This window comes from Bacillus sp. OV322 (assembly GCF_900112495.1).
In the GTDB taxonomy this organism is placed as follows: domain Bacteria; phylum Bacillota; class Bacilli; order Bacillales; family DSM-1321; genus Peribacillus.
Window position 1 is genome coordinate 605155 of sequence record NZ_FOMA01000002.1, and the last position, 25755, is coordinate 630909.

General features: G+C 42.1%; 31 protein-coding genes and 1 pseudogene. 17 read left to right on the forward strand and 15 right to left on the reverse strand.

Going from position 1 to position 25755, the window contains the following annotated elements:
• Nucleotides 1–5: 5 nt before the first annotated feature.
• A complete protein-coding gene (locus BM126_RS07175; protein ID WP_090988865.1) occupies nucleotides 6–1091 on the forward strand; it encodes an HD-GYP domain-containing protein in 1086 nt (361 codons plus the stop codon).
• 40 nt (nucleotides 1092–1131) lie between these two features.
• On the opposite strand, the gene yunB is transcribed toward BM126_RS07175, so the two are convergent.
• Both yunB and BM126_RS07185 read right to left on the reverse strand, forming a co-directional pair.
• Complete coding sequence (gene yunB / locus BM126_RS07180) at nucleotides 1132–1869, reverse strand: sporulation protein YunB (protein WP_090988866.1); 738 nt, start codon at nucleotides 1867–1869, stop codon at nucleotides 1132–1134.
• A 110-nt stretch (nucleotides 1870–1979) separates the two neighbouring features.
• On the reverse strand, nucleotides 1980–2930 hold the full coding sequence (locus BM126_RS07185; protein ID WP_256213006.1) for a M23 family metallopeptidase: 951 nt from the start codon (nucleotides 2928–2930) through the stop codon (nucleotides 1980–1982).
• A 238-nt stretch (nucleotides 2931–3168) separates the two neighbouring features.
• Here BM126_RS07185 and lipA point away from each other — a divergent pair, with 238 nt between their 5' ends.
• Nucleotides 3169–4086 carry a lipoyl synthase gene (lipA, locus tag BM126_RS07190; protein WP_090988868.1) on the forward strand — a complete coding sequence of 306 codons (918 nt, stop codon included), beginning with the start codon at nucleotides 3169–3171 and terminating at the stop codon, nucleotides 4084–4086.
• 95 nt (nucleotides 4087–4181) lie between these two features.
• Here lipA and BM126_RS07195 read toward each other — a convergent pair whose 3' ends face one another.
• Nucleotides 4182–4880, reverse strand: coding sequence for a YhcN/YlaJ family sporulation lipoprotein (locus tag BM126_RS07195; RefSeq protein ID WP_090988869.1), 699 nt, complete (start codon nucleotides 4878–4880; stop codon nucleotides 4182–4184).
• A gap of 114 nt (nucleotides 4881–4994) precedes the next feature.
• On the opposite strand from BM126_RS07195, the gene BM126_RS07200 reads away from it, so the two are divergent.
• A complete protein-coding gene (locus BM126_RS07200) occupies nucleotides 4995–5270 on the forward strand; it encodes a YutD family protein (protein WP_090988870.1) in 276 nt (91 codons plus the stop codon).
• 338 nt (nucleotides 5271–5608) lie between these two features.
• Here BM126_RS07200 and BM126_RS07205 read toward each other — a convergent pair whose 3' ends face one another.
• Both BM126_RS07205 and BM126_RS07210 read right to left on the reverse strand, forming a co-directional pair.
• Nucleotides 5609–5881, reverse strand: coding sequence for a cytosolic protein (locus BM126_RS07205; RefSeq protein WP_071351882.1), 273 nt, complete (start codon nucleotides 5879–5881; stop codon nucleotides 5609–5611).
• A 73-nt stretch (nucleotides 5882–5954) separates the two neighbouring features.
• Entirely contained in the window at nucleotides 5955–6221 is a 267-nt protein-coding gene (locus BM126_RS07210) for a DUF3055 domain-containing protein (RefSeq protein WP_090988871.1), read from the reverse strand.
• A gap of 212 nt (nucleotides 6222–6433) precedes the next feature.
• Here BM126_RS07210 and BM126_RS07215 point away from each other — a divergent pair, with 212 nt between their 5' ends.
• From BM126_RS07215 to BM126_RS07225, 3 genes are all read left to right on the forward strand, one after another.
• Entirely contained in the window at nucleotides 6434–7738 is a 1305-nt protein-coding gene (locus BM126_RS07215; protein WP_090988872.1) for an EAL domain-containing protein, read from the forward strand.
• 19 nt (nucleotides 7739–7757) lie between these two features.
• Entirely contained in the window at nucleotides 7758–8195 is a 438-nt protein-coding gene (locus BM126_RS07220) for a DUF86 domain-containing protein (protein ID WP_090988873.1), read from the forward strand.
• 178 nt (nucleotides 8196–8373) lie between these two features.
• Nucleotides 8374–9144: a TIGR01457 family HAD-type hydrolase gene (locus tag BM126_RS07225; protein WP_090988874.1), complete on the forward strand. Its 771-nt coding sequence runs from the start codon at nucleotides 8374–8376 to the stop codon at nucleotides 9142–9144.
• Between the two features lie 153 nt (nucleotides 9145–9297).
• Here the strand turns inward: BM126_RS07225 and BM126_RS07230 are convergent, their stop codons facing one another.
• Entirely contained in the window at nucleotides 9298–9795 is a 498-nt protein-coding gene (locus BM126_RS07230; protein WP_071351877.1) for a phosphatidylglycerophosphatase A family protein, read from the reverse strand.
• Between the two features lie 120 nt (nucleotides 9796–9915).
• Here BM126_RS07230 and yutH point away from each other — a divergent pair, with 120 nt between their 5' ends.
• From yutH to thrB, 6 genes are all read left to right on the forward strand, one after another.
• Nucleotides 9916–10968 (forward strand): spore coat putative kinase YutH, encoded by a 1053-nt coding sequence (yutH, locus tag BM126_RS07235; RefSeq protein WP_090988875.1) that lies wholly within the window; start codon nucleotides 9916–9918, stop codon nucleotides 10966–10968.
• An 87-nt stretch (nucleotides 10969–11055) separates the two neighbouring features.
• Entirely contained in the window at nucleotides 11056–12039 is a 984-nt protein-coding gene (locus BM126_RS07240) for a 2-hydroxyacid dehydrogenase (protein WP_090988876.1), read from the forward strand.
• Nucleotides 12040–12080: 41 nt separating this feature from the next.
• Nucleotides 12081–12995, forward strand: coding sequence for a L,D-transpeptidase family protein (locus BM126_RS22765; protein WP_256213007.1), 915 nt, complete (start codon nucleotides 12081–12083; stop codon nucleotides 12993–12995).
• Nucleotides 12996–13513: 518 nt separating this feature from the next.
• On the forward strand, nucleotides 13514–14812 hold the full coding sequence (locus tag BM126_RS07250) for a homoserine dehydrogenase (protein ID WP_090988877.1): 1299 nt from the start codon (nucleotides 13514–13516) through the stop codon (nucleotides 14810–14812).
• Entirely contained in the window at nucleotides 14809–15870 is a 1062-nt protein-coding gene (thrC, locus tag BM126_RS07255) for a threonine synthase (RefSeq protein ID WP_090988878.1), read from the forward strand. Before BM126_RS07250 ends, thrC begins: the two co-directional genes overlap by 4 nt.
• Complete coding sequence (gene thrB, locus BM126_RS07260) at nucleotides 15867–16799, forward strand: homoserine kinase (protein ID WP_090988879.1); 933 nt, start codon at nucleotides 15867–15869, stop codon at nucleotides 16797–16799. Before thrC ends, thrB begins: the two co-directional genes overlap by 4 nt.
• A gap of 117 nt (nucleotides 16800–16916) precedes the next feature.
• Here thrB and BM126_RS07265 read toward each other — a convergent pair.
• A pseudogene (locus BM126_RS07265) lies at nucleotides 16917–17138 on the reverse strand (NifU family protein); the annotation flags it as partial.
• A gap of 150 nt (nucleotides 17139–17288) precedes the next feature.
• On the opposite strand from BM126_RS07265, the gene BM126_RS07270 reads away from it, so the two are divergent.
• Both BM126_RS07270 and BM126_RS07275 read left to right on the forward strand, forming a co-directional pair.
• Complete coding sequence (locus BM126_RS07270; RefSeq protein WP_090988880.1) at nucleotides 17289–17618, forward strand: YuzD family protein; 330 nt, start codon at nucleotides 17289–17291, stop codon at nucleotides 17616–17618.
• A 242-nt stretch (nucleotides 17619–17860) separates the two neighbouring features.
• A complete protein-coding gene (locus BM126_RS07275; RefSeq protein ID WP_071351870.1) occupies nucleotides 17861–18166 on the forward strand; it encodes a DUF3243 domain-containing protein in 306 nt (101 codons plus the stop codon).
• A gap of 281 nt (nucleotides 18167–18447) precedes the next feature.
• On the opposite strand, the gene BM126_RS07280 is transcribed toward BM126_RS07275, so the two are convergent.
• The 4 genes from BM126_RS07280 to BM126_RS22235 all read right to left on the reverse strand — a co-directional run bounded on the left by BM126_RS07280 (nucleotide 18448) and on the right by BM126_RS22235 (nucleotide 20781).
• Nucleotides 18448–18696 (reverse strand): DUF2164 domain-containing protein, encoded by a 249-nt coding sequence (locus BM126_RS07280; protein WP_090988881.1) that lies wholly within the window; start codon nucleotides 18694–18696, stop codon nucleotides 18448–18450.
• Between the two features lie 447 nt (nucleotides 18697–19143).
• Nucleotides 19144–19317, reverse strand: a complete 174-nt coding sequence (locus tag BM126_RS07285; protein ID WP_090988882.1) for an asparagine synthase — start codon at nucleotides 19315–19317, stop codon at nucleotides 19144–19146.
• 206 nt (nucleotides 19318–19523) lie between these two features.
• Nucleotides 19524–20591, reverse strand: coding sequence for an NAD(P)/FAD-dependent oxidoreductase (locus tag BM126_RS07290; RefSeq protein ID WP_090988883.1), 1068 nt, complete (start codon nucleotides 20589–20591; stop codon nucleotides 19524–19526).
• A 49-nt stretch (nucleotides 20592–20640) separates the two neighbouring features.
• Complete coding sequence (locus BM126_RS22235; RefSeq protein WP_177201344.1) at nucleotides 20641–20781, reverse strand: hypothetical protein; 141 nt, start codon at nucleotides 20779–20781, stop codon at nucleotides 20641–20643.
• 238 nt (nucleotides 20782–21019) lie between these two features.
• On the opposite strand from BM126_RS22235, the gene BM126_RS07295 reads away from it, so the two are divergent.
• Nucleotides 21020–21256, forward strand: coding sequence for a YuzB family protein (locus tag BM126_RS07295; RefSeq protein WP_071351866.1), 237 nt, complete (start codon nucleotides 21020–21022; stop codon nucleotides 21254–21256).
• A gap of 156 nt (nucleotides 21257–21412) precedes the next feature.
• On the opposite strand, the gene BM126_RS07300 is transcribed toward BM126_RS07295, so the two are convergent.
• Entirely contained in the window at nucleotides 21413–22123 is a 711-nt protein-coding gene (locus tag BM126_RS07300) for a DUF2225 domain-containing protein (RefSeq protein WP_090988884.1), read from the reverse strand.
• A gap of 208 nt (nucleotides 22124–22331) precedes the next feature.
• Here BM126_RS07300 and BM126_RS07305 point away from each other — a divergent pair, with 208 nt between their 5' ends.
• Nucleotides 22332–22694: a HesB/IscA family protein gene (locus BM126_RS07305; protein ID WP_090988885.1), complete on the forward strand. Its 363-nt coding sequence runs from the start codon at nucleotides 22332–22334 to the stop codon at nucleotides 22692–22694.
• A gap of 528 nt (nucleotides 22695–23222) precedes the next feature.
• Here the strand turns inward: BM126_RS07305 and BM126_RS22240 are convergent.
• A complete protein-coding gene (locus BM126_RS22240; RefSeq protein ID WP_177201345.1) occupies nucleotides 23223–23375 on the reverse strand; it encodes a hypothetical protein in 153 nt (50 codons plus the stop codon).
• An 85-nt stretch (nucleotides 23376–23460) separates the two neighbouring features.
• Between BM126_RS22240 and BM126_RS07310 the strand changes: the two genes are divergently transcribed.
• A complete protein-coding gene (locus BM126_RS07310) occupies nucleotides 23461–23592 on the forward strand; it encodes a YjcZ family sporulation protein (protein ID WP_090988886.1) in 132 nt (43 codons plus the stop codon).
• A gap of 44 nt (nucleotides 23593–23636) precedes the next feature.
• Here the strand turns inward: BM126_RS07310 and BM126_RS07315 are convergent, their stop codons facing one another.
• Complete coding sequence (locus tag BM126_RS07315; protein WP_090988887.1) at nucleotides 23637–24278, reverse strand: SDR family oxidoreductase; 642 nt, start codon at nucleotides 24276–24278, stop codon at nucleotides 23637–23639.
• A gap of 164 nt (nucleotides 24279–24442) precedes the next feature.
• Nucleotides 24443–25435 carry an NAD(P)/FAD-dependent oxidoreductase gene (locus BM126_RS07320; protein ID WP_090988888.1) on the reverse strand — a complete coding sequence of 331 codons (993 nt, stop codon included), beginning with the start codon at nucleotides 25433–25435 and terminating at the stop codon, nucleotides 24443–24445.
• Between the last annotated feature and the right edge of the window lie 320 nt (nucleotides 25436–25755).

The window sequence follows — 25755 nt, forward strand, 5'->3', positions numbered from 1 at the left end:
ATAATATGAGGCTGGTGACAATAGACTCGGTTAAGCCTGGGGATAAGCTGGGGAGAAATATTTATAACGATAACGGAAATATCCTGCTGGCAGCCGGGAAGGAGCTGTCAGAAAAGCTGATAAACCGTTTGGTGCAGCTTGATATCCCTTTTGCTTACATAGAAGATGAACAAACAAAGCATATCAAGCCAGGAACTTCAATCCCTGAACAGCTAAGAAGAGAAGCCGCTGATACAATCAAGAAAATACTTAATGACATAAAGCATGAAAATTCCGTATCTGCCTCGTTTATTGTTGAGAAGGCTGTCAGGAAATTCAGCGGACTAATACGGTCTATTATAGGCGAAATTAAGGGAAATAAAGAATTGCTCTCGCTTTTAGCTGACGTTTATACATATGATAACTATATTTTCACTCATTCACTAAATGTGACTCTATATACCTTGGCAATCGGAATAGAATTAAAGCTGAACCAAAAACAAGCCGAGATCCTGGGTCTCGGTGCTATTTTGCATGATGTCGGAAAAATGCTTGTGCCCACTCAGGTGTTAATGAAAGAAGGGCGGCTGACTGAAGAAGAATTCCAAATGATAAAAAAGCACTCAGAATTTGGTTTTCATCTGCTGAAAGGGATTCATACTCTTCCTCTGCTTGTTGCACATTGTGCCTATCAGCATCATGAACGCCTTGATGGATCAGGCTATCCGCGGGGCCTTGTCAGTGATGAAATTCATCAATTTGGGAAAATCATTGCGGTAGCAGATGTGTTTGATGCAGTTACATCAAACCGGGTATACAGGAAGGCAATGCTTCCGCATGAAGGTCTGGAGATTTTATATGCAGGCTCCGGCTCACAATTTGACCCGAATGTCATTGAGGCATTCAGAAAGGCCGTCGCCATTTACCCTACAGGTCTGACAGTTGAATTAAGTGATGGAAGAAAAGGGGTAGTTTCTGCACAGAATAGCGGGATGAGCGAAAGGCCTAAGATTTTTATCCTGGAACAAGAAGGCAGGAAGCTTGATCACGCCTATGAAATAAATTTGCAGACAGAAACGTCACTGATGATCGTACAGTGCATGCCGGAATAAAAAAAGCTTAAACCGTGGGAGCACCCCGGGTTTAAGCTTTTTATTTTTTTTCTTCTGTTCCTGGCTGGATGATTGCAGGAGCAGGCATATTTCCATAATAGTTTGGGACCTTTCCGGGGAAGAGGTAATCTCCTATTTTCACTTCATGTTTGACCTGCGTTTCTGCAGTAAGCGAAGGAATCACGACTTTTACGTTCACAGTAAAATTAATAAAAAGTTCTATGTAGCTGCTGTTTATTCCTGTATCTGTAACCTTGAGCCTTTCTGTTGAATCAACATCACCCACCAGCGACATCTTGACAGGCACTTTGGGACCGAGATTTGCCAAAAGCGCATTCCCGGTCACCACACCCAGAGGTATATAATAAACAATGGATTTAAATTGATCTTTTGTATTTTGGGATTTCGTAAATGGATTTTCTTCATTCAGGCCCAGCTTCTTTTGAATATCCTTTATCGTATCGGCACGGATGCTGCTGTAATACTTCGGATTAAACCGGATTGTTCCACTTCCGTTTTTATCGTAAAGAACAACTTCCTCTTTATCGAGCTGCTTTAATATGTTTTTATCAACAGAATCATTGATTACTTCGGAAGCCACTCTTTTAATTTCATTTTTTGCTATGTCCATAATGACGGGTTCAATGGACTTATTTACGATCCAGAGGGAAACCAGGCTGGTACTGGAAAAAAAGATAAAAGTAATTAAAATAACGTATCTGGTCGGCAGCGGCCCTTTTGAAAAACCAGGCTTTGGCCGGAATCTTTTTCGGAACATGATACAGCCCCCTTTGTACTATACCTATGCTCACCTCCCTGCGAATCTTCCTGGTATCTGATAAAAGAGTAAAAAAGGGGCACGGGGGCCCCTTTTGAATCAATATATATTTATTCTGGTTTTGCCAAATCCCGTCTTTCCCACATTTTTAAATATGGGTAAGGATCGAAGCTCCATTCCAGGTAACCGTTATCCTTGTACATCCCGTAATGAAGATGAGGAGGAAACTTGCCTGATGTTCCTGGAGGGCCATACCCTGAGCTGCCTACTCCCCCGAGAAGCAGGCCTGGTGAAACGACCTGTCCAGCCTTTAAATCTTTGGCAAAGCCATTTAAATGCGCAAAATAGTGGTAGGAATTGTTGATATCCCTGATGCCGATCCGCCATCCTCCATATTTATTCCAGCCTTTCATTTCAATGATTCCGTAGCAGGTGGAGCGGACAGGAAGGCCGTAATCGGCAAAAATATCTGTTCCTTCATGTATACGCCGGCCGCCCCATCCCCTGGCAGAACCCCATGTGCTATGGTAGGTGTAATGGGTGCGGACAGGAACCGGAAATACTTTTTCCTGAAGGTCGATCCTTCCGAAGGTCTTGAAAATTTTGGCGTTTCCCATAATGATCCCGACTGCTTTATCCCGCTTATAATAATTCCAAAGGGCAATCCGTATGTTATCATCATCTGTTCCGTATGAAAGCAGCACTCTTGAGAAAGCAAATAGTATATCCTCATCGCTATGGATATCAGCCTTACCGTCTCCATTTCCATCGGCTCCTAATCCATGAAAGAAATTGATGGTGAGCGGATTGTCATCCGCAGCTTTAGGATTCAGCGGGCCGTTCCAGCGTACAGGGTTAATATCTATGCTGATTGAACCTTTCGCAGGTTCCGCATCTCTTCTTGAATTTCTTATATTTTGTTCATATTGATCTGCTGCAGCCAGGTAATACCAAGGTACCTGAAGGGCTGCCTCCATATTTTTATACAATTCCATTCTTCGTTTTGCGGTGTCAGAAACTGCAGGCGCTGCCTGTGCATGCTCCATTTTGGACAAGGGCATGCCCGTTAAAGTCAGGAATAAAATTATGCATCCTATAAAAATCCTTCTAAAAAGCATCCCCGTTCTCCCTTCTTGATTTCATACTTATAGTTTGCTGAAGTTCTTCTGAAATATTGAAATTAAATACTGGAAATATCCCCTGAAACTTGTCGGAATGATTAATTTTTGATAAAGTTGCATGGTAACAAGTTAAAGATTTCCCAAAAATTTTCTAAGAAATAGATTGGAGCGGATCTTCATGACTACCAAAGAAGAGCACATCCGGAAACCGGAATGGCTTAAAATTAAATTAAATACAAATGAGAACTATACCGGTCTAAAAAAAATGATGCGCGAAAAAAATTTACATACAGTATGCGAAGAAGCAAAATGCCCCAATATACATGAGTGCTGGGCTGTAAGAAGAACGGCCACTTTCATGATACTTGGTGATATTTGTACAAGGGCATGCCGTTTTTGTGCTGTCAAAACTGGACTCCCGACTGAACTTGATCTTGCTGAGCCGGAACGCGTAGCAGATTCCGTATTTGCAATGAACCTGAAACATGCTGTTATCACAGCTGTTGCCCGTGATGATCTAAAGGATGGCGGTTCTGCTGTATTTGCTGAGACTGTCAGAGCAATACGCCGGAAAAACCCATTTACCTCCATTGAAGTCCTTCCTTCAGATATGGGCGGTGTTTACGAAAATATTAAAACCCTTATGGATGCCAAGCCAGATATTCTGAACCACAATATTGAAACCGTTCGCAGTTTGTCTGACCGCGTCCGTGCCAGAGCAAAATATGACCGTTCCCTCGAGCTTCTGCAAAGAGCCAAGGATTTGTATCCGGAAATTCCGACTAAATCAAGCCTTATGGTTGGTCTTGGAGAAACTAAAGAGGAAATTATTGAAACGATGGACGATCTGCGGGCACATAACGTCGATATCATGACGATTGGGCAATATTTGCAGCCATCAAGAAAGCATTTAAAGGTTCTGAAATATTATACGCCAGAAGAATTTGCGGAATTGAAGGAAATTGCTCTTAAAAAAGGATTTAGCCATTGTGAGGCTGGTCCGATGGTCCGTTCATCTTATCATGCGGATGAGCAGGTGAATGCAGCTGCAAAGCAAATGCATTTAAAAGGCGAAGAAGTGCTTGAAGCGAAATAAACACGAGGGAAAAGTGCCGAAAGCCGGCACTTTTTTTTCTTGTGATTTGACTGCCCGCTCTCCAGCCTTACCTATACTTCTTAGATCCTGCTCAATCATTTCATGGACTGATTGGAGGGGCTGCTGGATTTCTCGCTGTTTTTGTTTAGCAGCGAATTATTTTCGTTCAACATGCGGCCATTTGCATCTTCTCCATCACTTAGCTTTCTTCCCTGAGGGGATTTCAGCATTTGCTGGATAGTTTTATCAATGGCATAATCGATATTTTTGCTTGTGGTATGAAGATTGGCGTAGCTTTCGATATCATTTGCCAAAGCATGGTTGTCGCTAACATATATATGAAAATAACGGGGGAGAACAGAACTTGCCGTTTTTTTTACCTGATCGGCTGTTTCGAACCTATTTTTGGAATGTGTTCTGTATACAACCAAAGCTTCTTCATCAGTCACAAGTGTGGCAACATTGCTGACATCAGGCATTTGGGCACATAATCGTGATATCATATGCGCGAGCTGCTCCCTGTCAATGGACGGGGTTTGATGTGCGGTATTCTTGCCGTTAATTTCAGCAGTGTTCATCCTCACAAAACCAAAATCGTGCGAGCTGTTTTTCTTCTGGCGCTGATCTTCATCATAATATTTTACTGGTGTGCTTACTTGATCAGGATGGACGGTGTTCCTGGTGTCATTAGGGCTATTGCTCATCCGGCGCCCTTCACCCTGATCATGATTATTGCTGCATGCAGCCAGGGCCAGCATTGACCCCAATCCTAAAGATATAATAGTCTTTTTCAACGGTAAAACACCCCCTATCAGATAGGATGAACACTTTTCTCTAAAATTCGCTTAGTAATTCATGGGGAATAAGTTATAATTTAAGGAAGCAGCACGCAAGGGAGAGGTGATCACATGATTAGCATCAATAACCTGACATATGAAATAGTGGAAGAGCGCAGTGAAGGCTACAATGAAGAAGCTTTTAAAGCCCGCTACAGTGAAATATTGACCAAATATGATTATATTGTCGGTGACTGGGGCTATGGCCAGCTAAGACTGCGGGGCTTCTTTGATGACCAAAATCAAAAAGCCACCTTCGATACAAAAATAAGCACTCTAACCGAGTATCTTTATGAATACTGTAATTTTGGCTGCCCATACTTTGTGGCAAAGAAAATAAAAAAATAAAAACGATGGGCCGGAAGCAAAATTTCCGCCCATCGTTTTTTGGTCTTTCGTCGGTTGTTCATAAAGATGGCTAAATGTCAGCTTCCGCCTCCTTACTAGTCCAGCTGCAGCGGCCAGCCCCTCGAGGTCATAAGCCAAAGCTATTGGGAAGGAAAACCGCCTTCCGAATATCTTTGTCTTATGCTTGACGGGGCTAAACGTCCGCTTCCGCATCCTTATTAGTCCAGCTGCAGCGCCTTGCTTGCTGTGGAAAAGATGCTTTGCTCCAGAAGCCAAAAAGCGGCTTCTGGAATCAAAGCCCTATTTCCTTCGCAAGCAGAGCAGGCGCCTCCGCATCCTTAATAAGGTTTTTGCTGGTTTGTTTTTGGGTCGTCGTGTGTTGGGTGGGCGCCATCCATTTGGCGCGGTATGCCTTCGTGAAGGGATTTGTTTTCATAGTTAAATGCGCTTTGGTAGCGCTGTCCTTCTTCCCATGGTGTGCTTTTGTTTTCGACAGGGGTGTCTTTTCCCCGTGGCGCACCGTATGGCCCTTCTGGCAAGTCTTCAGGAATGATGAAGTTTCTTTGTTTTTCAACGTTTGAGAAATCAAAGTATTTTTCTTTCTTATCCATATTATCACCTCGTAAAGATCGGTAAGCACTCTTTATAGGGTATCCAAAGGGTGCACAATCATGAGGGGAGGCTTTAAATGACTTCGTATAAAAAACTCCGCAGCTCTTCTGCTTCTTCGTCCGATAGGCGGAAAACATGCTCCAGATATCCTTCTTCCTCTAAATCATCGTGGCCTATGATGGCAAAACGGCTGCTTTGCATGTCCAGTACGAGTTTTTTTCCATAAAACCGGTCGGTCACGACAATGGCCAAATCCATCCTGGACTGGTTTCCCATAAAACTCACAAACCTGGTTTTCGTATCCTGGTAATCGTTGTATAAAAAAAATCGCTCAGTCATTGGATATCTCTCCCTCTCCTGCATCATTATATCCATCATAACAAAAGAAAACAGCGAATGGATGTCGGATTTTGACTGCAAAATCTTGCGGATCTATCTAAAGTCACGGGACAAATGTGCGGGCATTCCATAAAAAATAACAAAAGTCCGCTTTTTTTTAATAATTATGATAATATATAGGTAATATTGTCCACCCAGAAGGGATGTATACTATGAGACAGCCATACGGAACAGGGAAGAAACGACTAGCTGAATGGATGAAAATTTTCTCCTCCCATTCAAAAATCCGCTTTTATCCCCCGCAGTTTATTTTGAGAAATCCCGTTGTCAGCGGTGTCAGGAATGCTTTGGAATCGGGATTTGAAGTTGCGGTCATCGTGTTTACCATTAAGAACCTGCAGCAATTAACCGAAAGCATGGGTTATGAGCGCTACCATACATATAGAGGCTGCCTGAATAAAACCTTTCAAGAAGTGATTATGGACCTTGTCCCGGAAGAAGAGATTTTGGTGCTCCATGATTATAATACAGATGGAATCACGCTTATGCTCCGGACTGGAGGGGAAAAGCAAAGTCTCCTCGAGATAGATGCCATTACATATACAGTTTTAAGAGAAGCTGAACAGCGGATAAAAGACACTTTGCCAGATGTGGATGCGGAATATAATACAGGGTATATGTTTGTTGAAAAGAAGCATTATTCCGCAGAAGAGGCAATAAGAAAAGCGGAGCAGCAGGCAATTAGCATGGCGGACCGCAAAGTTGAGACGGAGTTTAATCAATTATTCCAGCAAATGAACAGAATTATTATGCATAAAAACATCCGGCTCATGGCTCAGCCGATTTTTGATGTGGCCACAAGTGAAATAAGAGCGTATGAAGTATTGACCAGGGGTCCTGTCGGTACAGAGCTGGAAAGCCCGTTATCCCTATTTTCAGTTGCAAGGCAAACCAATCATCTGTATGATCTTGAGATGATTGTACTTGAAAAAACACTACACCAGATTACTGAAAATCAATCCGGGCAGCAGGTATTCATTAACTTTACTCCTGTGACCATTGGAAATGAAAACTTCGTCTCCGATATGAAAAATATGCTGGGAAAATATCAGGATGTTCATTCTGAAAGGATTGTCATAGAAATTACCGAAAGGGATTCAATTGACGATTTAGCCTACTTTGCTAAGAATATTAAGCTGCTCCGCTCACTAGGCTTCAGGGTTGCCGTAGATGACACTGGTGCTGGATATGCGAGTCTGCATACGATAAGTGAGGTTATACCTGACATCATTAAAATTGATCGTTCGGTCATCCAGGATATAGACAGCAGCACAATTAAAGAGTCTATTTTGAAAGGACTCCTGCTCATTGCGAAGGAAGCCGGATCCCTTGTTGTCGCTGAAGGAATTGAGAGTGCCGCCGAAGCTATGGTATTATCAAGGAATAAGGTTGACCTGGCACAGGGGTATTTCTATGCAAAACCTGCCACAATGGAAAAAATCCCTATGTCATCTTAGGCAGAAAGGATCTGGGAAGATGTACTTTGTAGACAGACAGAAAATTGAACAAATCTTAGTGTTTCTTGAACAGCAGATTAAAAGCTTTGAAAGCGATCCGGTTTGGGAGGGGACTCGTTCCGAATTGGCATTGCAGAGGATTGTACAAGTCTCGATTGACTCGGTACTGGATACAGGAAATGCCCTGATTGATGGCTTTATCATGAGAGATCCCGGCAGCTATGAGGATATTCTCGATATTCTGCAGGATGAAAAAGTAATTACGGAAGGTACAGCTATTCAATTTAAAGAAATGCTGCCGCTCCGCAAAATGCTGATCCAGGATTACCTGAGCACTTCCCATAATGAAATAGCTGACGGATTCACGCGCAACCTGGAAGCGTTTAAACAATATCCGACCGCTGTAAGAGAGTATTTGGCAAATGAACTGGGGCCAGTTTCGGCTTTTAAGAATTAAATTATAAGGGACAGGCATATAATTACTGGCTGCTGAGGCTGTAATTAACGTTATGCCTGCCCTTTTCTTGTTTTAGAAGAATGTTTCGTGTGAAAATAGAATGCTTGGATTTGTCAGCAGAAGAAGAGGCACTATATATAAAGACTTGTTTGCTGCAGCAAACAGAAGGAGGACATCATTGAAACAGTATAAAGGCTATTTAATTGATTTAGACGGAACGATGTACAGAGGCAGTGAAAAAATAGAAGAAGCCGGAGACTTTATCGATGAGCTGATAAAAAGAGGCATTCCATATTTATTTGTAACCAACAATTCCTCTAGAACCCCTGAACAGGTGGCAGGAAAGCTAAGAGACTTCAGCATTCCGACGGAAGGTGATCAGGTTTTCACAACAAGCATGGCCACAGCCAATTACATAACGGAAAAAAAGAAAAATGCTTCCGTTTATGTGATTGGCGAGGAAGGCATAAAGGAGGCGCTCAAAGAAAAGGGAATGACCTTTGAAGATGAAAATCCTGATTTTGTGGTAGTCGGCATCGACAGGGACATTAACTATGAAAAGCTTGCTAAAGCTTGCCTTGCTGTCCGAAAGGGAGCAACCTTTATTTCAACTAATGGCGATATAGCCCTCCCTACAGAAAGAGGATTATTACCTGGAAATGGATCGATTACAGCTGTCATAACTGTTTCTACGGGCGTTCAGCCAATTTTCATCGGCAAGCCTGAATCCATTATCGTAGAACAGGCCCTTAAAGTACTTGGCGTCCCTAAGGAGGATACAATTATGGTCGGGGACAACTATGATACAGACATTCTTGCAGGCATCAATGCGGGGATGGATACATTGCTTGTGCATACTGGCGTAACGACCAGAGAATTGCTTGGGGGCTACAAAGAAATGCCTACACATGCCATTGATTCCCTTGATTTCTGGAAATTTGAAGATTGAATGACAAAAACAGGTCTGACCATGCCTTTTGGGCTAGTCAGACCTGTTTTATTGTTTACCTATTTATACGATTTGTACCAAAGAACGCCTGCCTGCCGCAGGACGCGGCGTTCTTAGTCTTTGTTCCTCTGACCAAGGCGCTTGCGCATTAGGTTAGATTTCATTCCTTACGCGGTGTGCGAGTCTGCTTGAGGCTGCTGCTGCTATGGCTCCGACGATATCGTCCAGGTAGGTATGGACCATTCCTGTGCTTTTATCATTTAGATACTTTAGGATACCGGGTTTTAGTTTGTCGATGTAGCCGTAGTTGGTGAATCCTATTGAGCCATATACATTTACAATGGAGAATGCCAGGATTTCATCGACTCCGTACAGGCTTTCATCTGTTCGGATTATTGATTGCAGCGGGTCTTCGAGCAGGTTTTTCTCGGCGAGGACATCCAGCTGGATTCCTGTAAGTATGGCATTTTGCACCTCGCGCTTGGAGAGAACTCTTTCAACATTTTCAATACATTCTTCTATTTGCAGATTTTCATGATAATTCGACTGCAGAAACATCACCAGCTCTGCAATATCCTTAATCTTTACGCCCCTCTCATCAAGCCATCTTCTTGCTGTCTGCTCAGAGAGATTGTTTATTTTATCATCCATGCCTCTGCCTCCGGTTTCCTTGTTAATAGCCACCGACCCTTTTGGAATCAATGGACGGTTTTCGAACATTCTGCAAGAAGTATGCAGAAAACAGCTAAGTTATCATATATATAAATTAGAATGTCCATTATTGACCTGTTTACACTTTTACATAAAGGCGGCGATGATTGCGTGATTGAAGATGTGATCTACAGCAATTACAATATTACGGTTGAAAAAGAAGAAGCGGGCAGCAGATTTCCCTCTTTTTATTCCGGTAATGTGATATATAGTATTATTCCTCTTGAAGAATTGGAACCAGAGGAGCTGGAGGAAAGGCAAAAAATGTCTGAGCACCTGCTTCAGCAGGGAGACAGATATGTTTCGGGCTTTGTCGCTTCTAATCACGGCAGTTATATATCAGATGCGGACGGTGCCATGTTTGTTCTCCTGGCTAATCCTGTACTCGATGAGCCGAGAAGCTACAGGCTTGGAAGAAAGCTTGCCAAGTTTCATCACAGGGCAAGGACCATCAGCTATCCTATAAAAAAATGCTCAAGAATAGGAAATTGGAGGCAGCTTTGGGAGCAGCGGATTGATCAGCTGGAGAGGATGTGGAATGAAAAATTGATGGCACACCCTCATACAAAATTTGAACAGCTGTTTATCGAGACCTTTCCTTACTACATGTCACTGGGAGAAACGGCCATTCAATATCTTGTGGATACGGAAATTGACGGAAATCCGGAAGAATCAGATGGAGGCACAGTGTGCTATGAGCGATTTTCGGAAGCGACCTGGAGCGGCAAGTATTGTATAAAAAATCCGTTTGACTGGATATTCGACCATGCAAGCCGTGATGCGGGCGAATGGATCCGAGAGCATTATAATGGCAATGTCCATACACATCAGCCCGGAATTTCCCAGTTCATGCAGGATTATCAGAGTGTGCAGCGGCTATCTGGATTTTCATCAAGGCTATTGTATGCCAGGCTTATTTTCCCGCTGCATTATTACGAAACAATCGAAGAATATTATTTGAATCCATCTGAATCACGATCCATTGTTCTGGAAGAAAAGCTTCAGTTCTATGCAGAATCATCCGGCTATTATGAAGAGTTCCTTTCAGGTTTTTATGAGCTGGCGCATATTCCTGCCAGGCATTATAAACTTCCAGAATTAGGCTGGCTTTAAAAGGGAAAATGGTCTCAGGGTAAAATTGGATATTCCTATGTTATGATTAGGCTATAAATGCCATCATGACATGGGAAGGAGAATTAAATGGACAAGCCGTATGTATTCATTACAAGGCAAATAGCTCCATCAGCCATTGAACGCCTTAAGGTAAACTTTACTGTAAAGGTTTGGGAAAGTGAAGATATTCCAGTTCCCGCAGACATCTTGCGGGAAGAAGCAAAGAAAGCTGATGCACTGCTCACCATGCTGTCTGACCGTGTTGACAGGGAAATGATCAATCAGACAGAACATCTTTCAGTTATTGCAAACCTTGCTGTTGGCTATGACAACATCGATATTGCGGCTGCGGATGAAAAGGGAATTGCAGTTTGCCATACACCTGATGTTTTAACAGACACAACAGCGGACCTGACCTTTGGACTGCTTCTGGCTACTGCCCGGAGAATAACAGAAGCTTTTGAAACGGTGAAAGAAGGAAATTGGAAAAGCTGGAGTCCCTTTTTACTGGCCGGAACGGATATTCATCATAAAACAATCGGCCTAGTGGGGATGGGGAAAATCGGGGAAGCGGTGGCCAGAAGGGCATCAGGTTTGGATATGAAAATTCTCTATCATAACCGTAATCGCAAGCCTACCCCGGAATATGAGCTCGGTGCTGTTTATTACAGCTTTGATGAACTTATTTCTTCATCGGACTTTGTTGTATGCCTCGCTCCTTTAACAGACGAAACACAAGGAATGTTCAATGCTGAAGTTTTTAAGAAAATGAAAAACACAACCATCTTCATTAATGTTTCAAGAGGGGCGACAACAAATGAAGAGGATTTATATAATGCCCTTGTACAAGGAGAAATTGCAGGTGCCGGCCTCGATGTCTTTCAAAAAGAGCCTATACAGCAATCACATCCGCTTCTTTCCCTTCCTAGTGTAGTGGCACTGCCGCATATCGGGAGCGCAAGCAGGGAAACTAGAACGAAGATGATGAACCTTTGCTGCGGAAATATTGAAAGGGTCCTGCATGGTGAAAGACCACTGGCCATTGTAAATAAGGGATGGAGGGGCCAATGAAGACCATATCGCACATACAGCTTAGAGGAGGCGCCAAAAAAATGAAATCATTGACTGTTTTACTGATCACTTCTCTAATACTCTCTCTTTTTGCTGCACCAGATAGCAGCGCCCAAGAACAGCCAAGCTGCGCAAAAACAAATTTTCAAATTGTGGTTCCGGCTAAGCATGCCATTAAGGCTGCGCGTGACAATCGCTCGAAGACCTTGAAGATGCTTTCAGAAAAACAAAAGATTTCTGCTGTCAGCCGGAACAATAACTGGTATACAGTCTGCATCAGCGGAAAAACGGGTTATACAGAAGCCGCGGGAACATCAGAGGTATTCAGTTCAAAACAGCTTAAGCTGTTCTCAAAAATCGGGAGGAACAAGGAAGTTCATCAAATTCTAGCTGTCACAGGATCAAAGGCCGCCTCTGTTAAAGTAAACATGGAAGCCTATGAAAAGGTTTATGGATCGTGGCGGAGAAGTTTGAAGGTAATGAAAGGTGTCATCGGCTATAATGGATTTGCCGGCAGCAAAAAAGAAGGGGATGGAAAAACCCCTATGGGCACTTTTTCCTTTGGCCCAGCATTTGGCAGTTCAGCAAAGCCTGCAGGGGTCACATGGCCCTATAAAAAAACAGGGGCATATGATTATTGGATAGATGATACATCTTCCAGGGACTATAATAAGTGGATCCATTACAAGGGAAATCCCCAGAAGAGATGGCATTCTTTTGAAAGGATGAATCATCCGCTCTATAAATATGGGATAAGCATTAACTATAATACAAATCCAATAATCAAGGGCAAGGGAAGTGCGGTATTTCTGCATGTATGGAGAGGGGAGAACAGCAGGACGGCCGGATGTACAGCAACCGCTGAATATAATGTCCGCAGCATCTTAAACTGGCTGGACCCAAAACAAAATCCCAGAATATTCTTAGGTACTACTGATTATCTCGAAAAATTATAAAAGCCAGCCTTCACAGCTGGTTTCTTTTATTTTTTGGATCTTTTCCTTAAAGATTGTTGTTTTTTAATATGTTCTGTGAAGCGATCCCGTTGTTAAACCGGGTTGATTGGAGTGTAAGGTGCGAGACTCCTGTGGGATTAGCGGGAAGGTGAGACCCCGCAAGCATTGCTTGTGAGGCTCACCGCCCGCCCCACGGAAAGCGAGCATCCTGAAGCGGAAATCAACCCCCTTGTTTCATAGCAGCAAAGTTTACGAAAACAGCCTATTTTTTCAGTTACAGCGTTGACCCTTGCCTGTTTCGCTTGATGGATACTGCCTGATTCACAAAACAAGAGGCAAAATCAATTAAAGATATTTTTTTGAAAATTAATGAGTCTTACTCTCCCTGTGTGTAAAGCGATTACATCAATCCGCAAATAGATTTCAGACTATTGTAAATAGTTAGAGAAACTCTTATAATGTCTACAAGGAAAGAACGTTTGTATTTATATAGAGTACAGTGAAGAGGGGGAGCCAACGTGAAGGCCATTTCGATTGGGTTATTGGGACTTGGAACAGTAGGTTCTGGAGTCGTGAAAATTATTGAAAATCACCAAGACAAGCTTATGCACCAGATTGGCTGTCCAATTTTAATCAAAAAGGTACTTGTAAAGGATATAGAAAAAGAGAGACTAGTGTCCATTGATGAAAATTTGCTTACTCTGAATCCCTCTGAGATACTTGAGGATCCGGAAATAGATGCAGTTATTGAAGTGATGGGCGGAATAGAGTTAGCAAGAGAATATTTATTGAAAGCATTAGCCAATAACAAACATATTGTTACAGCTAATAAAGACCTGATGGCCTTATATGGCCCTGAGCTTTTGGCTGCTGCATCCCGAAATAATTGTGACTTATTTTATGAGGCGAGTGTTGCCGGCGGAATTCCTATTTTAAGGGGCTTAGTCGACGGTTTATCATCAGACCGCATTACTAAGCTTATGGGTATTGTCAATGGAACAACAAACTTCATCCTTACAAAGATGAGCAAAAATGGCAGCGCATATGAAGAAGTACTAAGGGAAGCACAGGAACTTGGATTTGCTGAAGCAGATCCTTCCTCAGATGTCAGCGGGTTGGATGCAGCAAGAAAAATGGCAATATTATCCACACTGGGATTTTCAATGAACATTGATTTGGCTGATGTTAAGGTTCGGGGAATCACTGAAATATCTGAAGAGGATCTGACATACAGCAAAAAACTAGGCTATACCATGAAGCTGATTGGACTTGCTTCTAGGGTTGGAGATAAGGTAGAGGTAAGCGTCCAGCCAGCCCTGCTTCCGGAAGGCCATCCGCTGGCAGGAGTGAATAATGAATATAACGCGGTTTATGTATATGGTGAAGCGGTTGGCGAAACGATGTTTTACGGACCGGGTGCAGGAAGTCTGCCGACTGCGACTGCCATTGTGTCCGACCTTGTGGCTGTGCTTAAGAATTTAAGGCTGGGAGTCAATGGAAAGAGTGCTGTGTCTCCGCAGTTTTCCAAATCACTGAAAAAACCAGATGAAATTTTTGCAAAGTACTTTATCCGGATTCATGTGAAAGATGAAGTAGGGGTGCTTGCCAACATTACACTATTATTTGCCGAACATGGTGTGGGATTTGATAAAATTCTCCAAATGCCTTTAAAAGACAAAGATTACTCGGAAATCGTACTTGTCACGCATACTGCTTCCTTAAGCGATTACGAGAACATTCTCCACAAGCTTGAGAGCTATGAAATGGTAAAAGGAATTGAAAGTACATATCGTGTTGAGGGGGAGAACATTTTATGAGCTGGAGAGGCCTTTTAAAAGAATATGGTGATTATTTGCCGCTTACTGAAAATACACCGGAGCTATCTCTTCATGAAGGAAATACCCCCTTGATAAAATGCAGCAGGATTTCAGAAGAGTGGGATATTGAGCTGTATGTGAAGTATGAAGGTGCAAATCCTACGGGTTCATTTAAGGACAGGGGCATGGTCATGGCTGTCGCAAAAGCGGCAGAGGCAGGAAGTGATGCAATCATATGCGCTTCAACAGGCAATACTTCTGCAGCAGCAGCCGCGTATGCGGCAAGAGCAAACCTGAGATGCATTGTGGTTATCCCCCAAGGGAAAATTGCGATGGGAAAGCTGGCGCAGGCTGTTATGTATGGCGCCGAGATCATATCAATAAAGGGGAACTTCGATCAGGCGCTGAAGATTGTACGGAATATTAGTGAAACAGCACTAGTTACTTTAGTCAATTCTGTTAATCCATACCGGATTGAAGGACAAAAAACCGCTGCCTTTGAAATCTGCGACGCTTTGGGGAGCGCACCTGAGATCCTGGCTCTCCCAGTCGGGAATGCGGGCAATATTACGGCATACTGGAAGGGATTTAAAGAATATCATAATAGGAAAGCGACAGGGCTTCCTGTTATCAGGGGATTTGAAGCAGAAGGTGCAGCAGCCATTGTTCATAACCGGATATTCGAAAGTCCGGAAACCATTGCGACGGCAATCCGCATTGGTAACCCTGCAAGCTGGAACAGCGCGGTTGAGGCTGCAAATGAGTCCAAGGGCAAGATTGATGAAGTGTCTGATGAAGAAATCCTGGAGGCTTATCATTTTCTGGCCAGAAAAGAGGGCATATTTGCAGAGCCTGCATCATGCGCTTCCATTGCCGGAATCTTCAAGGGATTGAAAAGCGGCGAAATTCAAAAAGGAAGCAAGATTGTGGCTGTCCTCACAGGTAATGGATTGAAGGATCCCAATGTAGCTGTGGAAACAAGTGATATTAAGCCTGCTGTACTCCCGATGGATGAAGAAGTCATTCTAAAACATCTGCAAGGATCTCCTGTTCTATGAAAGCAGGAGAGATGTTTTTGATCCGTGTTCCGGCAAGCACAGCTAATCTTGGGCCGGGCTTTGACTCCATCGGCCTTGCACTGGGATTGTATCTGGAAGTGAAGGGCTGTCTGTCGGATAAGTGGGAAGTCATTCCGATGAATGAAGAATTATCTGTATTTCCTGCAGATGAAAGTAATTATATAGTTTCTGTTGCCATAAAAACAGCCCGGCTTTACGGAAGAGAACTTCCTCCCTGCAAGCTGTTTATTCAGAGCGAGATTCCTCTTGCAAGGGGGCTTGGAAGCAGTGCTTCAGCTATTGTAGCAGGAATAGAATTGGCTAATATCGTATGCGGCCTAAAGCTGTCCCTGCACGAAAAAAACAGGCAGGCCTCTATACTGGAAGGCCACCCTGATAACGCGGGAGCCTCTGTATATGGCGGACTTGTGGCAGGGTGGCATACGGAGGAGCGGACCGATATCATTTCTTTTCCGGTGGAAGGAATCAAAGTGGTTGCTGTGATTCCTTATTATGAATTATTAACAGAAGACTCCAGAAATGTTTTGCCGAATACCTTGTCATTCATGGATGCCGTCAGTGCAAGTGCGGCGGCAAATGTGTTATTGGGGGCCATTTTGGCTAAGAAGTGGGAAATTGCCGGGGCCATGATGAAGAGAGACAGATTTCATCAGCCCTGCCGCTCACATCTTGTGCCGCATATGGAGCTGATAGAGAAAGTGGCTGCCAGGGCAGGAGCCATAGGCACAGCTTTAAGCGGGGCAGGGCCAACTGTACTTTGCCTGGTTCAGGATGAGAAGGCTAAAAGCATCCAGGAGATTCTGATTAAGGAATTTCCTGATTTTTGTATCAAGATTATCGAAATCGTAAATCAAGGCAGCCAAACGACCATTTTAACGGAAGGAAAAGGCCAGATGTATCCAGCATAAGAGTATTGGAAATATGAGAATCCGCTGCTGGAGGAAATTTAACGGCATGTGCGCGGGAAATAGCCCATAGAAAAAAGCTGACTCAAGAAGAGTCAGCTTTATTTTATAGGATCGTTATTAAAATACTTGTTCAACTTCTAAAACTCCTGGAACTTCCTCCAGCAAAGCACGTTCGATACCGGCTTTAAGGGTAATTGTAGAACTTGGACAGCTGCCGCATGCACCAAGAAGACGCAATTTAACGATGCCATCCTCTACGTCTACAAGTTCACAGTCGCCGCCATCTCTAAGAAGAAACGGGCGAAGCTTATCCAATACCTCTTGAACCTGAGTTTCCATTGCTTGTTCAGACATTGCAATCGACTCCTTTCCTAATACTTATTATAATATCATCATATGAAAAAATCCAACTGAAACTTCACCTAAAATCGCCTATCTTCTTCAGGACGGTATCAGTTACAATAGAGATAAAAAGAGGGGGAGACGTTTATGGAGGAAAAACAAGTTGAAATTCAAATATACGGTGCCGAACAGATTTGTGCAAGCTGTGTGAACCTGCCATCCTCAAAAGATACCCATGAATGGCTTGAGGCTGCGCTTGCAAGGAAGTTCCCGGAACAGCCATTCACTGTGAGATATATTGATATCTTCAATCCTGCAGAAGAAACCAAAATAAAAGCTTTTGCACAAAAGGTCATTGATGAAGATTTGTTTTATCCGGTTGTTTTAATTGAAGAAGAAATTATTGCGGAAGGAAATCCCCGCCTGAAATCGATTATCAAAACGATGGAAACCTATGGATACGTCCCTGCTGAATAATTAATGAAACTGACAGCACAGGCGGCAGCTATCAGCTGAAAATCAGGCAGTTATAAAAAAGTCATCTAAAATAATAACAAGAGTGGGGGGCTGCGTGAAATCAGTCCCTTTTTTATTTGCAGAAAAATATAACGGGAGCTTTTGAAGAAAAAATTCTTAAAACTACACAACACATCGATAGGTTTGAAAGGAATAAAACATGGCTATTTAATACGTGTAAACAATAAAAGGAGGAATGCAAAATGGCAGAAACAAATGTTAATAAAGTAGAAGAGAAATTACAAAACATGGATGGAGATCAAAAGGAACAAATCCTATCCAGCTTCCAGGAATTCAAAGACTATTTAGGCGATAAGGTTTCTAAAGGTGAAAAACTTGGTTTGAATGAAGAGCAGCTTGCTAAAACAGCTGAAAAAGTGGCAAGCTATCTGGCTAAACATGAAGAGCCGCGCAACCGTGAAGAAAAACTTCTTCAAGAACTTTGGAAGGTCGGCGACAAGGACGAACAGCATAAACTGGCACATCTGCTTGTTAAGTTAGTAGGATAATAAACAGGGGATTTCCCCCGTATCAAGGAGCAAAAGGAAGCAACCATGAACAATACAATTTTGAATAGAGATCTCTCTGTATGAAGTTATCATGCAGGGGGATTTTTTTATTTGCGATTTTAGATAAGAAGAAATAAAAGATGCTGTCGAAAGGGGTTTCCTGAGCGATGAGAATACGCCTTATAGCATCGGAGTATGTGAATTGTGAACTTTGTAAGGGAGATTGGGGAAAGTTAAGCAAAAAAGGTAAGAGTGAATCCAATTGATTCACTCTAAAAAAGTCATATGTTTTTTAGGGGGCGTTCAAGAGTTAATATTTCATCTTCAAGTGAAGAAAACTGTTGTTCAGCAACGTGTTTAGCATCTTGGATAGCGGCATTATAGAAATGGGGAGCAAGTGACTCCTTAACAAAATCTAAGACTCTTTCTGCCGCAAATTCTGTTATCTCTTCATCTCTTTCTAGTGAAAAGAATGTTTGAATTTCGGAAATCATTAATTGCTGTTGCTCTTTTGAAAGCTTTAAAAACAAAAAAAACCACTCCTTATAATATGATATGCCTGTAACTATACATGGGTAAGCACTGAAATCAAAGGCTTTAATATTTCAAAAAAGTATGTACAGGGGAAGAAAAATTCGCAGTTCATCCCTGCTGAATATAAACTGTTCAGTACAGGTGATTTAAGGTTGTTGTTTTTTTAATTGTTATGTGAGGTGATTCCATCGTAAGTCAGGTTGATTGGAGTAAGCTGCGAGACTCTGCTTTGATTAGCAGAACAGGTGAAGAGGCTCACCGCTTAAAGCTAGCATTCTGGGGAGGAAATCAACCAGCTGGAAAGATGTTAAAGATGGGGGAGCGGGTGCCTGATATGGTTCTCTTTTTGTAAATACAGGGAAAGTGAAGCATGTACCGGATAACACGTCACTTATGAAACATAAAAATTAAAAATGAGAGCACATTAAGTGCTCTCATTTTTACTAACGGCGATGTTCTACAAGGTCAATTGTACCTAATACAATATGCGCTAAACCAAATCCGAAAACTGTGTTTGCAATCATTTTGTTGGAACCGGATTTTTGCTTCATGGCATAGCCAGTAGCAGTAACTACAGAACCTAAAACGGTTGGGATCATACCTTCACGTATATTCATTAAAGTATCCCTCCACATCGAAGTTAGTTAGGGTTGTTACCCGCTTTTAGGATAACCATCTGAAATAAAACATATGTACTTACTCAAAGCAATTAAGTTTTATCCAAAACGTTCCTCAAATGTGCAATCGGAATAGAAACTCCTCATAAATGGAAAAAACCCCTTTATTATAAGGGGTCAGTGAAAGTATATAAAGAGCAAAATGCTTATCCGTTATGATACTTGTACATCCATAATATGCCTGATTTTAGGAGACGTGCTACCCTGCCTGTAATGGCACGGTCTGCTACAAGGCCAAATCCGTGTTTTTTGCCAAGTGAGCCCATGACTCCTTTTAGCTTAATGACAGGGAAGCTTTCGGGAAGCGGCTCATTTGCCCATTTTTTCAGCAAAACCTGAACGATTTGTTCAGCTTGTCCTTCTGCTAATTGTGCGCTTGGAGCATGCGGAAGGCTTGCGCAGTCCCCTACTACAAAGACGCTGTCGCTGCCCGGGATGAAATGCTGCGGAGTTAATACAGCCCTTCCTTGACGGTCTTTTTCAATATCCATTTCTCTAATGACCCTGCTTGGCTGAATGCCGGCAGTCCATACAATGACATCGCATGGAATGGCTTCATCATGGTTATAAAGAAGGTTAGGTTCAACACGCGTAATATTGGAATTATTGACAATTTCAACATCATGTTTGGTAAACCAGCTCTCCACATATTTGCTTAAGCGCTCAGGATATGCTGAAAGGATATGTGCACCGCGGTCGAATAGTTTGATGTTTAAATCCGAACGGCTCTCTATCAATTCACTTGCCAATTCCACACCGCTAAGGCCTGCACCAACAATGGCTACTGTTGCTCCTCCGCCAAGGTTGTTAAGTGCCTGATATGTTTTTCTTGATTTATGCATGGTTTGAATGCTGTAGGTATAGGTATCTGCCCCAGGCACATTGTGGTATTTATCCTCACAGCCCAGGCCGATGACTAAATCATCATAGTTTACAGGATCTTTATCCTTTAAGATAACCTGCTTTTCCTCTGTGTTCACGGAAACGATTTCACCGTAAACGATCTTAAGGCGAGGATGCTCAGGAAAGGCCATACGGATATGATGATCTGAGATTGTTCCGGCTGCAAGTGCGTAATATTCTGTTTTTAGGCAATGATATGGATTGCGGTCAACAAGTGTTATCGTTACATCTTCAGGAAGCTGTCCAGGCAGTAATCTTTGAAGGATTCTCATTCCGCCGTAACCGCCGCCAAGTATGACTAAATTCTTCATCTTGAATTTCCCCTTTGTGTATGATCTTATTGGTTAGATCGTTAAGTGCTCAGCCGTCAGCTGCCATTATGCAGCATTCAAAAAAATCCCCTGATTCCTTTGTTCTATGCTGTTCGTTTTGTTTTTGCAGTAAAGTAAAACTTCCGTCAGCGGAGACATTCAGCCTCCCGCCGGCAGCAAGGCGTACCATTCGGGATTTTACACAAACTCTTTCTGCTTCATAATAATTCCATTTTTCAAGCGGGTTATGACTGCCCGTTACTGCAGGATTAATTGTAAAATATTTTTAAATACCATACAAAAGTATATCGAAATTGTGAAAAAATCACAACTTAATTATAAAAAAAGGATGCTGTTTTATTCTATATTAGTTGACTGGATTAAAGAAAAAGGGTAGGATGTTCTGTTAGTGATAGTGAGGTGGTAGAATGAATCCAATTATCGAGTTTTGTATCAGCAACCTGGCAAGCGGCTCTCAAGAAGCATTAGAGCAATTAGAAAGAGATCCAAACTTTGATATTGTCGAGTATGGATGCTTAAGCTATTGCGGCAAGTGTGCCAGAAGTTTATTTGCATTGGTGAATGGAGAGCCTGTAACAGGAAACACCACAGAGGAGCTTGTCCGGAATATTTACCAATATCTCGAAGACAATCCGATGTTTTAATAGAGTAGCAAGCAGGCAATGATGGTGTCCTTCTGAGTAAGCCGCTTGCTGCGCTGTAAGGATAATGGCAGGCATTTGAGCTATTCGGGATAAGTACCATATAAATAAACAAATTAGGGACAGGCTCAAATGAGCCTGTCCCTATGTCAATTTACCTTAAGATCCGATAAGTTCAGCAGACTGGGATTTCTTATCTTCACGGATTTCCTGCCAGCGCTCTTTTGCCATTTCCACGATTTTGGGTTCTGTCGTCTGTTTCTGGCGTTCTATAACCATAGAGAAGTACCTGACTGCAGACGGAAGATCTGAAATTCTTCTTGATAGTTCTCCTGCAAGGTATAAAAGTTTAACTTCTGAGACCTGTGTTCCTTTAAAGTCATCAGTAGAATAGGAGTTCATGTATTCCTGGCGTGCTAATTTCATGAAGCGGATTTCCTGGACAAAATCCTCTGACAGCCGGAACAGCCAAGCCAGCCTTAAATAAATTCCGGCAATGGTGATATGCTTTTCTTTTTTTAGTACAGCACAATAACTGGCTAGTTTATAAGTTTTAATAGCCTCATAAATAGTTCTTTCGCCCCCGAAATCATGAGGGACCCAGTTTGCGCAAATTTTATCCTCGATGGATTCCCTGGTGGCAGGCGGAAAATATGGAGAAAAATCTGCAGAATAGGAAAAGCCGCAATTAGGGCAGACGTGAATATTGTATAAGAGGGCATTTTCACTTTCAGCGCTGTATTGCGGGCAGAAATCAGTATCATAGCTTGAAACTTTAATAAAACGCGAACGGATATTTTTGACGCTGGATTTGTGCTGGCAATATATGCATTCCATCTTACGGTCAAACAATGGCTGTATTCCTTCCATAATTTTCACTCCTTATGTATTTGTGTGGTTCATTTGGCATATTAAGCATATAGTATATTATGACTATGTTTTTATTATAGCGGATATTTCTTTCGTTGGAAGAAATTCTTTTTACAGCTTAAATGCGGGATAGTTGAGAAGCCTTTATCTCCTGGTATATACTGATAAATAGAATATGCCTTACGCAGATTGATAAGGAGGATTACAAATGAGTGAAGTTGTAACAATTACGGAAGCGGCAGCTTTTCAAATAAAAGAAATGATGAAACACAACGGAGAAGAAGGGTCCTTTTTAAGGGTAGCGGTAAAGGGCGGCGGATGCAGCGGACTATCCTATGGAATGGGCTTTGAACAGGAAGCCGGAGAAAATGATCAAAAAGATGAGCAATTCGGCATAGCTGTCCTTGTAGACGGACAAGATGCTCCCATCTTGAATGGCACGGTCATTGATTATAAACAATCCTTAATGGGAGGCGGGTTTACCATCGAAAACCCGAACGCCATCGCATCTTGCGGCTGCGGATCATCCTTTAAAACAGCAACGAATGCAGGAACTCCGGAGAATTGCTAAATGCTGAACTCTCTTTCTCCGGGGCTGCTGATTGAAGTGCAGCCTTAAGGAATCGGCCAGCTGATTGGAGTTTAGTGTTGCCTCGTTTTGTGCTTCAATCAGTCTATTTGCTAAACAAAGAAGCCAAGTCTCATACTTAAAGAGATTTGGCTTTTTTGTTTTGTAATGGAAATGTCCGATTCCTAATAGGGCTATGATGAAACTATTTACAATAAAACTTCTCTTTTTTCGGTGAGCATTTTGATTTGGATCGAATCCGATGCAATCTCGCTCGAATGGAGCTGGATTTCGCTCGAATGGAAGAGGATTTGGCTTGAATCAGGACGCAATTGAATCAATTATCCATTTAATTGGAAAATAATAGCCTCGATTTTGTTCAGAAAAACGTCCTTTTTGATTTAAGACTATCAAAACAGAGAATAAGAGTCCTTTTTTATTGTCTTTTAAGGTTGGAATTTCAATTTGGTTTAAATTAATGCATGCATATTTTAAATTTATCCTGAATATTGAGATACAAAAAAAGCCGACTCATTCCCTTAAACGAGGAACAAGACGGCCATTTTGTTTTGTTTGAAGGCCTCCTGAAAATCTAAATACGAATTTTGAAGTGGCCATATATTTGTACAAGCAGACGGTGTTTTCTTTTGAACGAGTCCCGCCCAATAAAATGCCAATACTCATTTTCTGTGTCATTTCACTCTGCCTGGCATACTATGTATTAACCCATTGAAGTACTTCCTTAATAAGAATAAGGAGATGTTTTTACATGTCTGATGGATTTGGATTTGGCGGAGGTTTCGCATTATTAATTGTTTTGTTCATCCTTTTAATTATCATCGGCTGCAGCTGTGGCGGCGGTTATGCCGGCGGCGGCTACGGATACGGCGGATATTGCTGAAAAAAACCGGCCTGCTGCAGGCCGGTTTTTTATTTATCCATCTATTACAGATTTTCAATGGCTTCTTCTATAGGCACATTGCCGTTTAATATTTCAAAGGATTTATTCAATGTTCTTGCAGCCGTAAGAGAATGGACAAGCACCTGGGCGACGTCTCCCCTTGTGATAGATCCTTTATGGCTTTCCAATTTTTCCTGGGCGACAATTTTACCTGTTGGATCATCGAATGAAAGTGCTCCTGGACGCACAATGGAGTAAGACAAGCCGCTGTTTTTTAAATGCTCATCTGCATCATGCTTGGCCTGATAATAATTCTGCATTTCCTTTGCTCCCTGCTCCGGATAATCTGATCCCATGGAGCTCAGCATGACAAAGCGCTTAATGCCAGCTTTCTTTGCAGCATCGACAATCTTTATCGCGCCATCTCTATCAACGGAAATGGTTTTTTCAGGGCCGGTTTTTGATCCGGATCCCGCTGCGAAAATCACAGCATCCATATCTTTGAGTGCATGATCAACCTCTTGCTCCAAATCGGCTATGACCGGGATGGCACCAAGAGCCTCCATGTCATTCTGCTGTTCCTGGCTGCGGATCATGGCATATGCCTGATGCTCGCTGTCACGGCTAAGAATTTCTGCCGCTATTCTTCCTGTATGTCCGTTTGCGCCGACGATTAATACTTTCATTATTTTTCACCCTCTCATTTTTGCTTCTCGTATTATCTTCCCCGGCAGTTAATGAAGTAAACTACATTGTGTTCCTAAGCCTTCTTGCCCCCAATAAAAAAAGGAAACCAGAACGGGCAAAACTATCGCCCTGGTTTCCTTTCATTTTTATATAAATTTCTGTTTTAGAACATAGAAGAACTATGCATAGGCTGGATTCTTGCCTTCGGATCGATGTATTGCTTTGCATTATTAATGGCAGTCGGAGCCTCGCCAAATCCGCTTGCAATCAATTTTACCTTTCCATCATATGTGCAGATGTCGCCAGCTGCATAAATTCCGGGAATGTTGGTTTCCATTTTCGAATTAACAACAATGGTGTTTTTCTGAATATCCAAGCCCCATTCTTTAATTGGACCAAGGGAAGAAACAAAGCCATAATTGACTATTACGGAGTCCACGTCAATTACTTCCTTGTCTTCTCCGTTTGCACCTTCAACAACAACCTGTGTGATCTTGTCTTCGTTTCCGATAAATTCAGCAGGAACGAAAGGTGTTTTGATTTCTACTTTAGAATTTTTAAGGTTTTCGACACTATGTTCGTGGGCGCGGAATTTGTCGCGGCGGTGAACGATGGTTACCTTTTCAGCAATTGGCTCAAGCATGAGTGCCCAGTCTACTGCAGAATCTCCGCCTCCAAATACGACAACCTTCTTGCCGGCAAACTGATTTAAATCATCAATAAAGTAGTGAAGGTTTTTGCCCTCATATTTAACGGCATCCTCCAATTCAATTCTGCGGGGCTGGAACGCTCCATTTCCTGCAGTGATAATAATTGTTTTTGAATAGTGGATTCCTTTTTCTGTTGTTAGCTTGAATATGCCGTCTGCCTGCTTTTCAAGCTTTTGCACAGATTGTTCCAATACCACTTCTTGTTCGAATTTGGACATTTGCTCTTTTAAATTATTAACAAGCTCTTGTGCCCGTACCTTGGGGAACCCTGCAACATCATATATATATTTTTCCGGATATAATGCTGATAGCTGGCCGCCAAGCTGCGGCAGACTTTCGATGATTTTTACGGTCGCCTGTCTCATTCCTCCGTAAAAAGCAGTGAATAAGCCTACCGGACCTCCGCCGATGATTGTTATATCAAATACCTGTTCATTTTCTTCCAAGTGATAACCCCCTAAGTAATAACTCTAATCTGCCTTATATTTTATCATAAATAGTATCTTAATCCTTTTAAATAATACTGATTTGGCAGGTGAATTAAAAGGCCAATTTTTTCTTTTATTCAAAATAATCTTTCAAACATCTCTGGGGAAGCCATCTGGAAAGTACGATTAAGTAAGGTGCTGAAGGTAACAGAACACTTTAAAAAGGATTGGGCTATGAAAAGAATGGGTATGTAAAATTAAGCTTTCTATTGTTCAGTTAGTATAAAACAAATGGTTCTTATTGAAAAAATGATGAAGAATATTATTTTTTAAGAAAA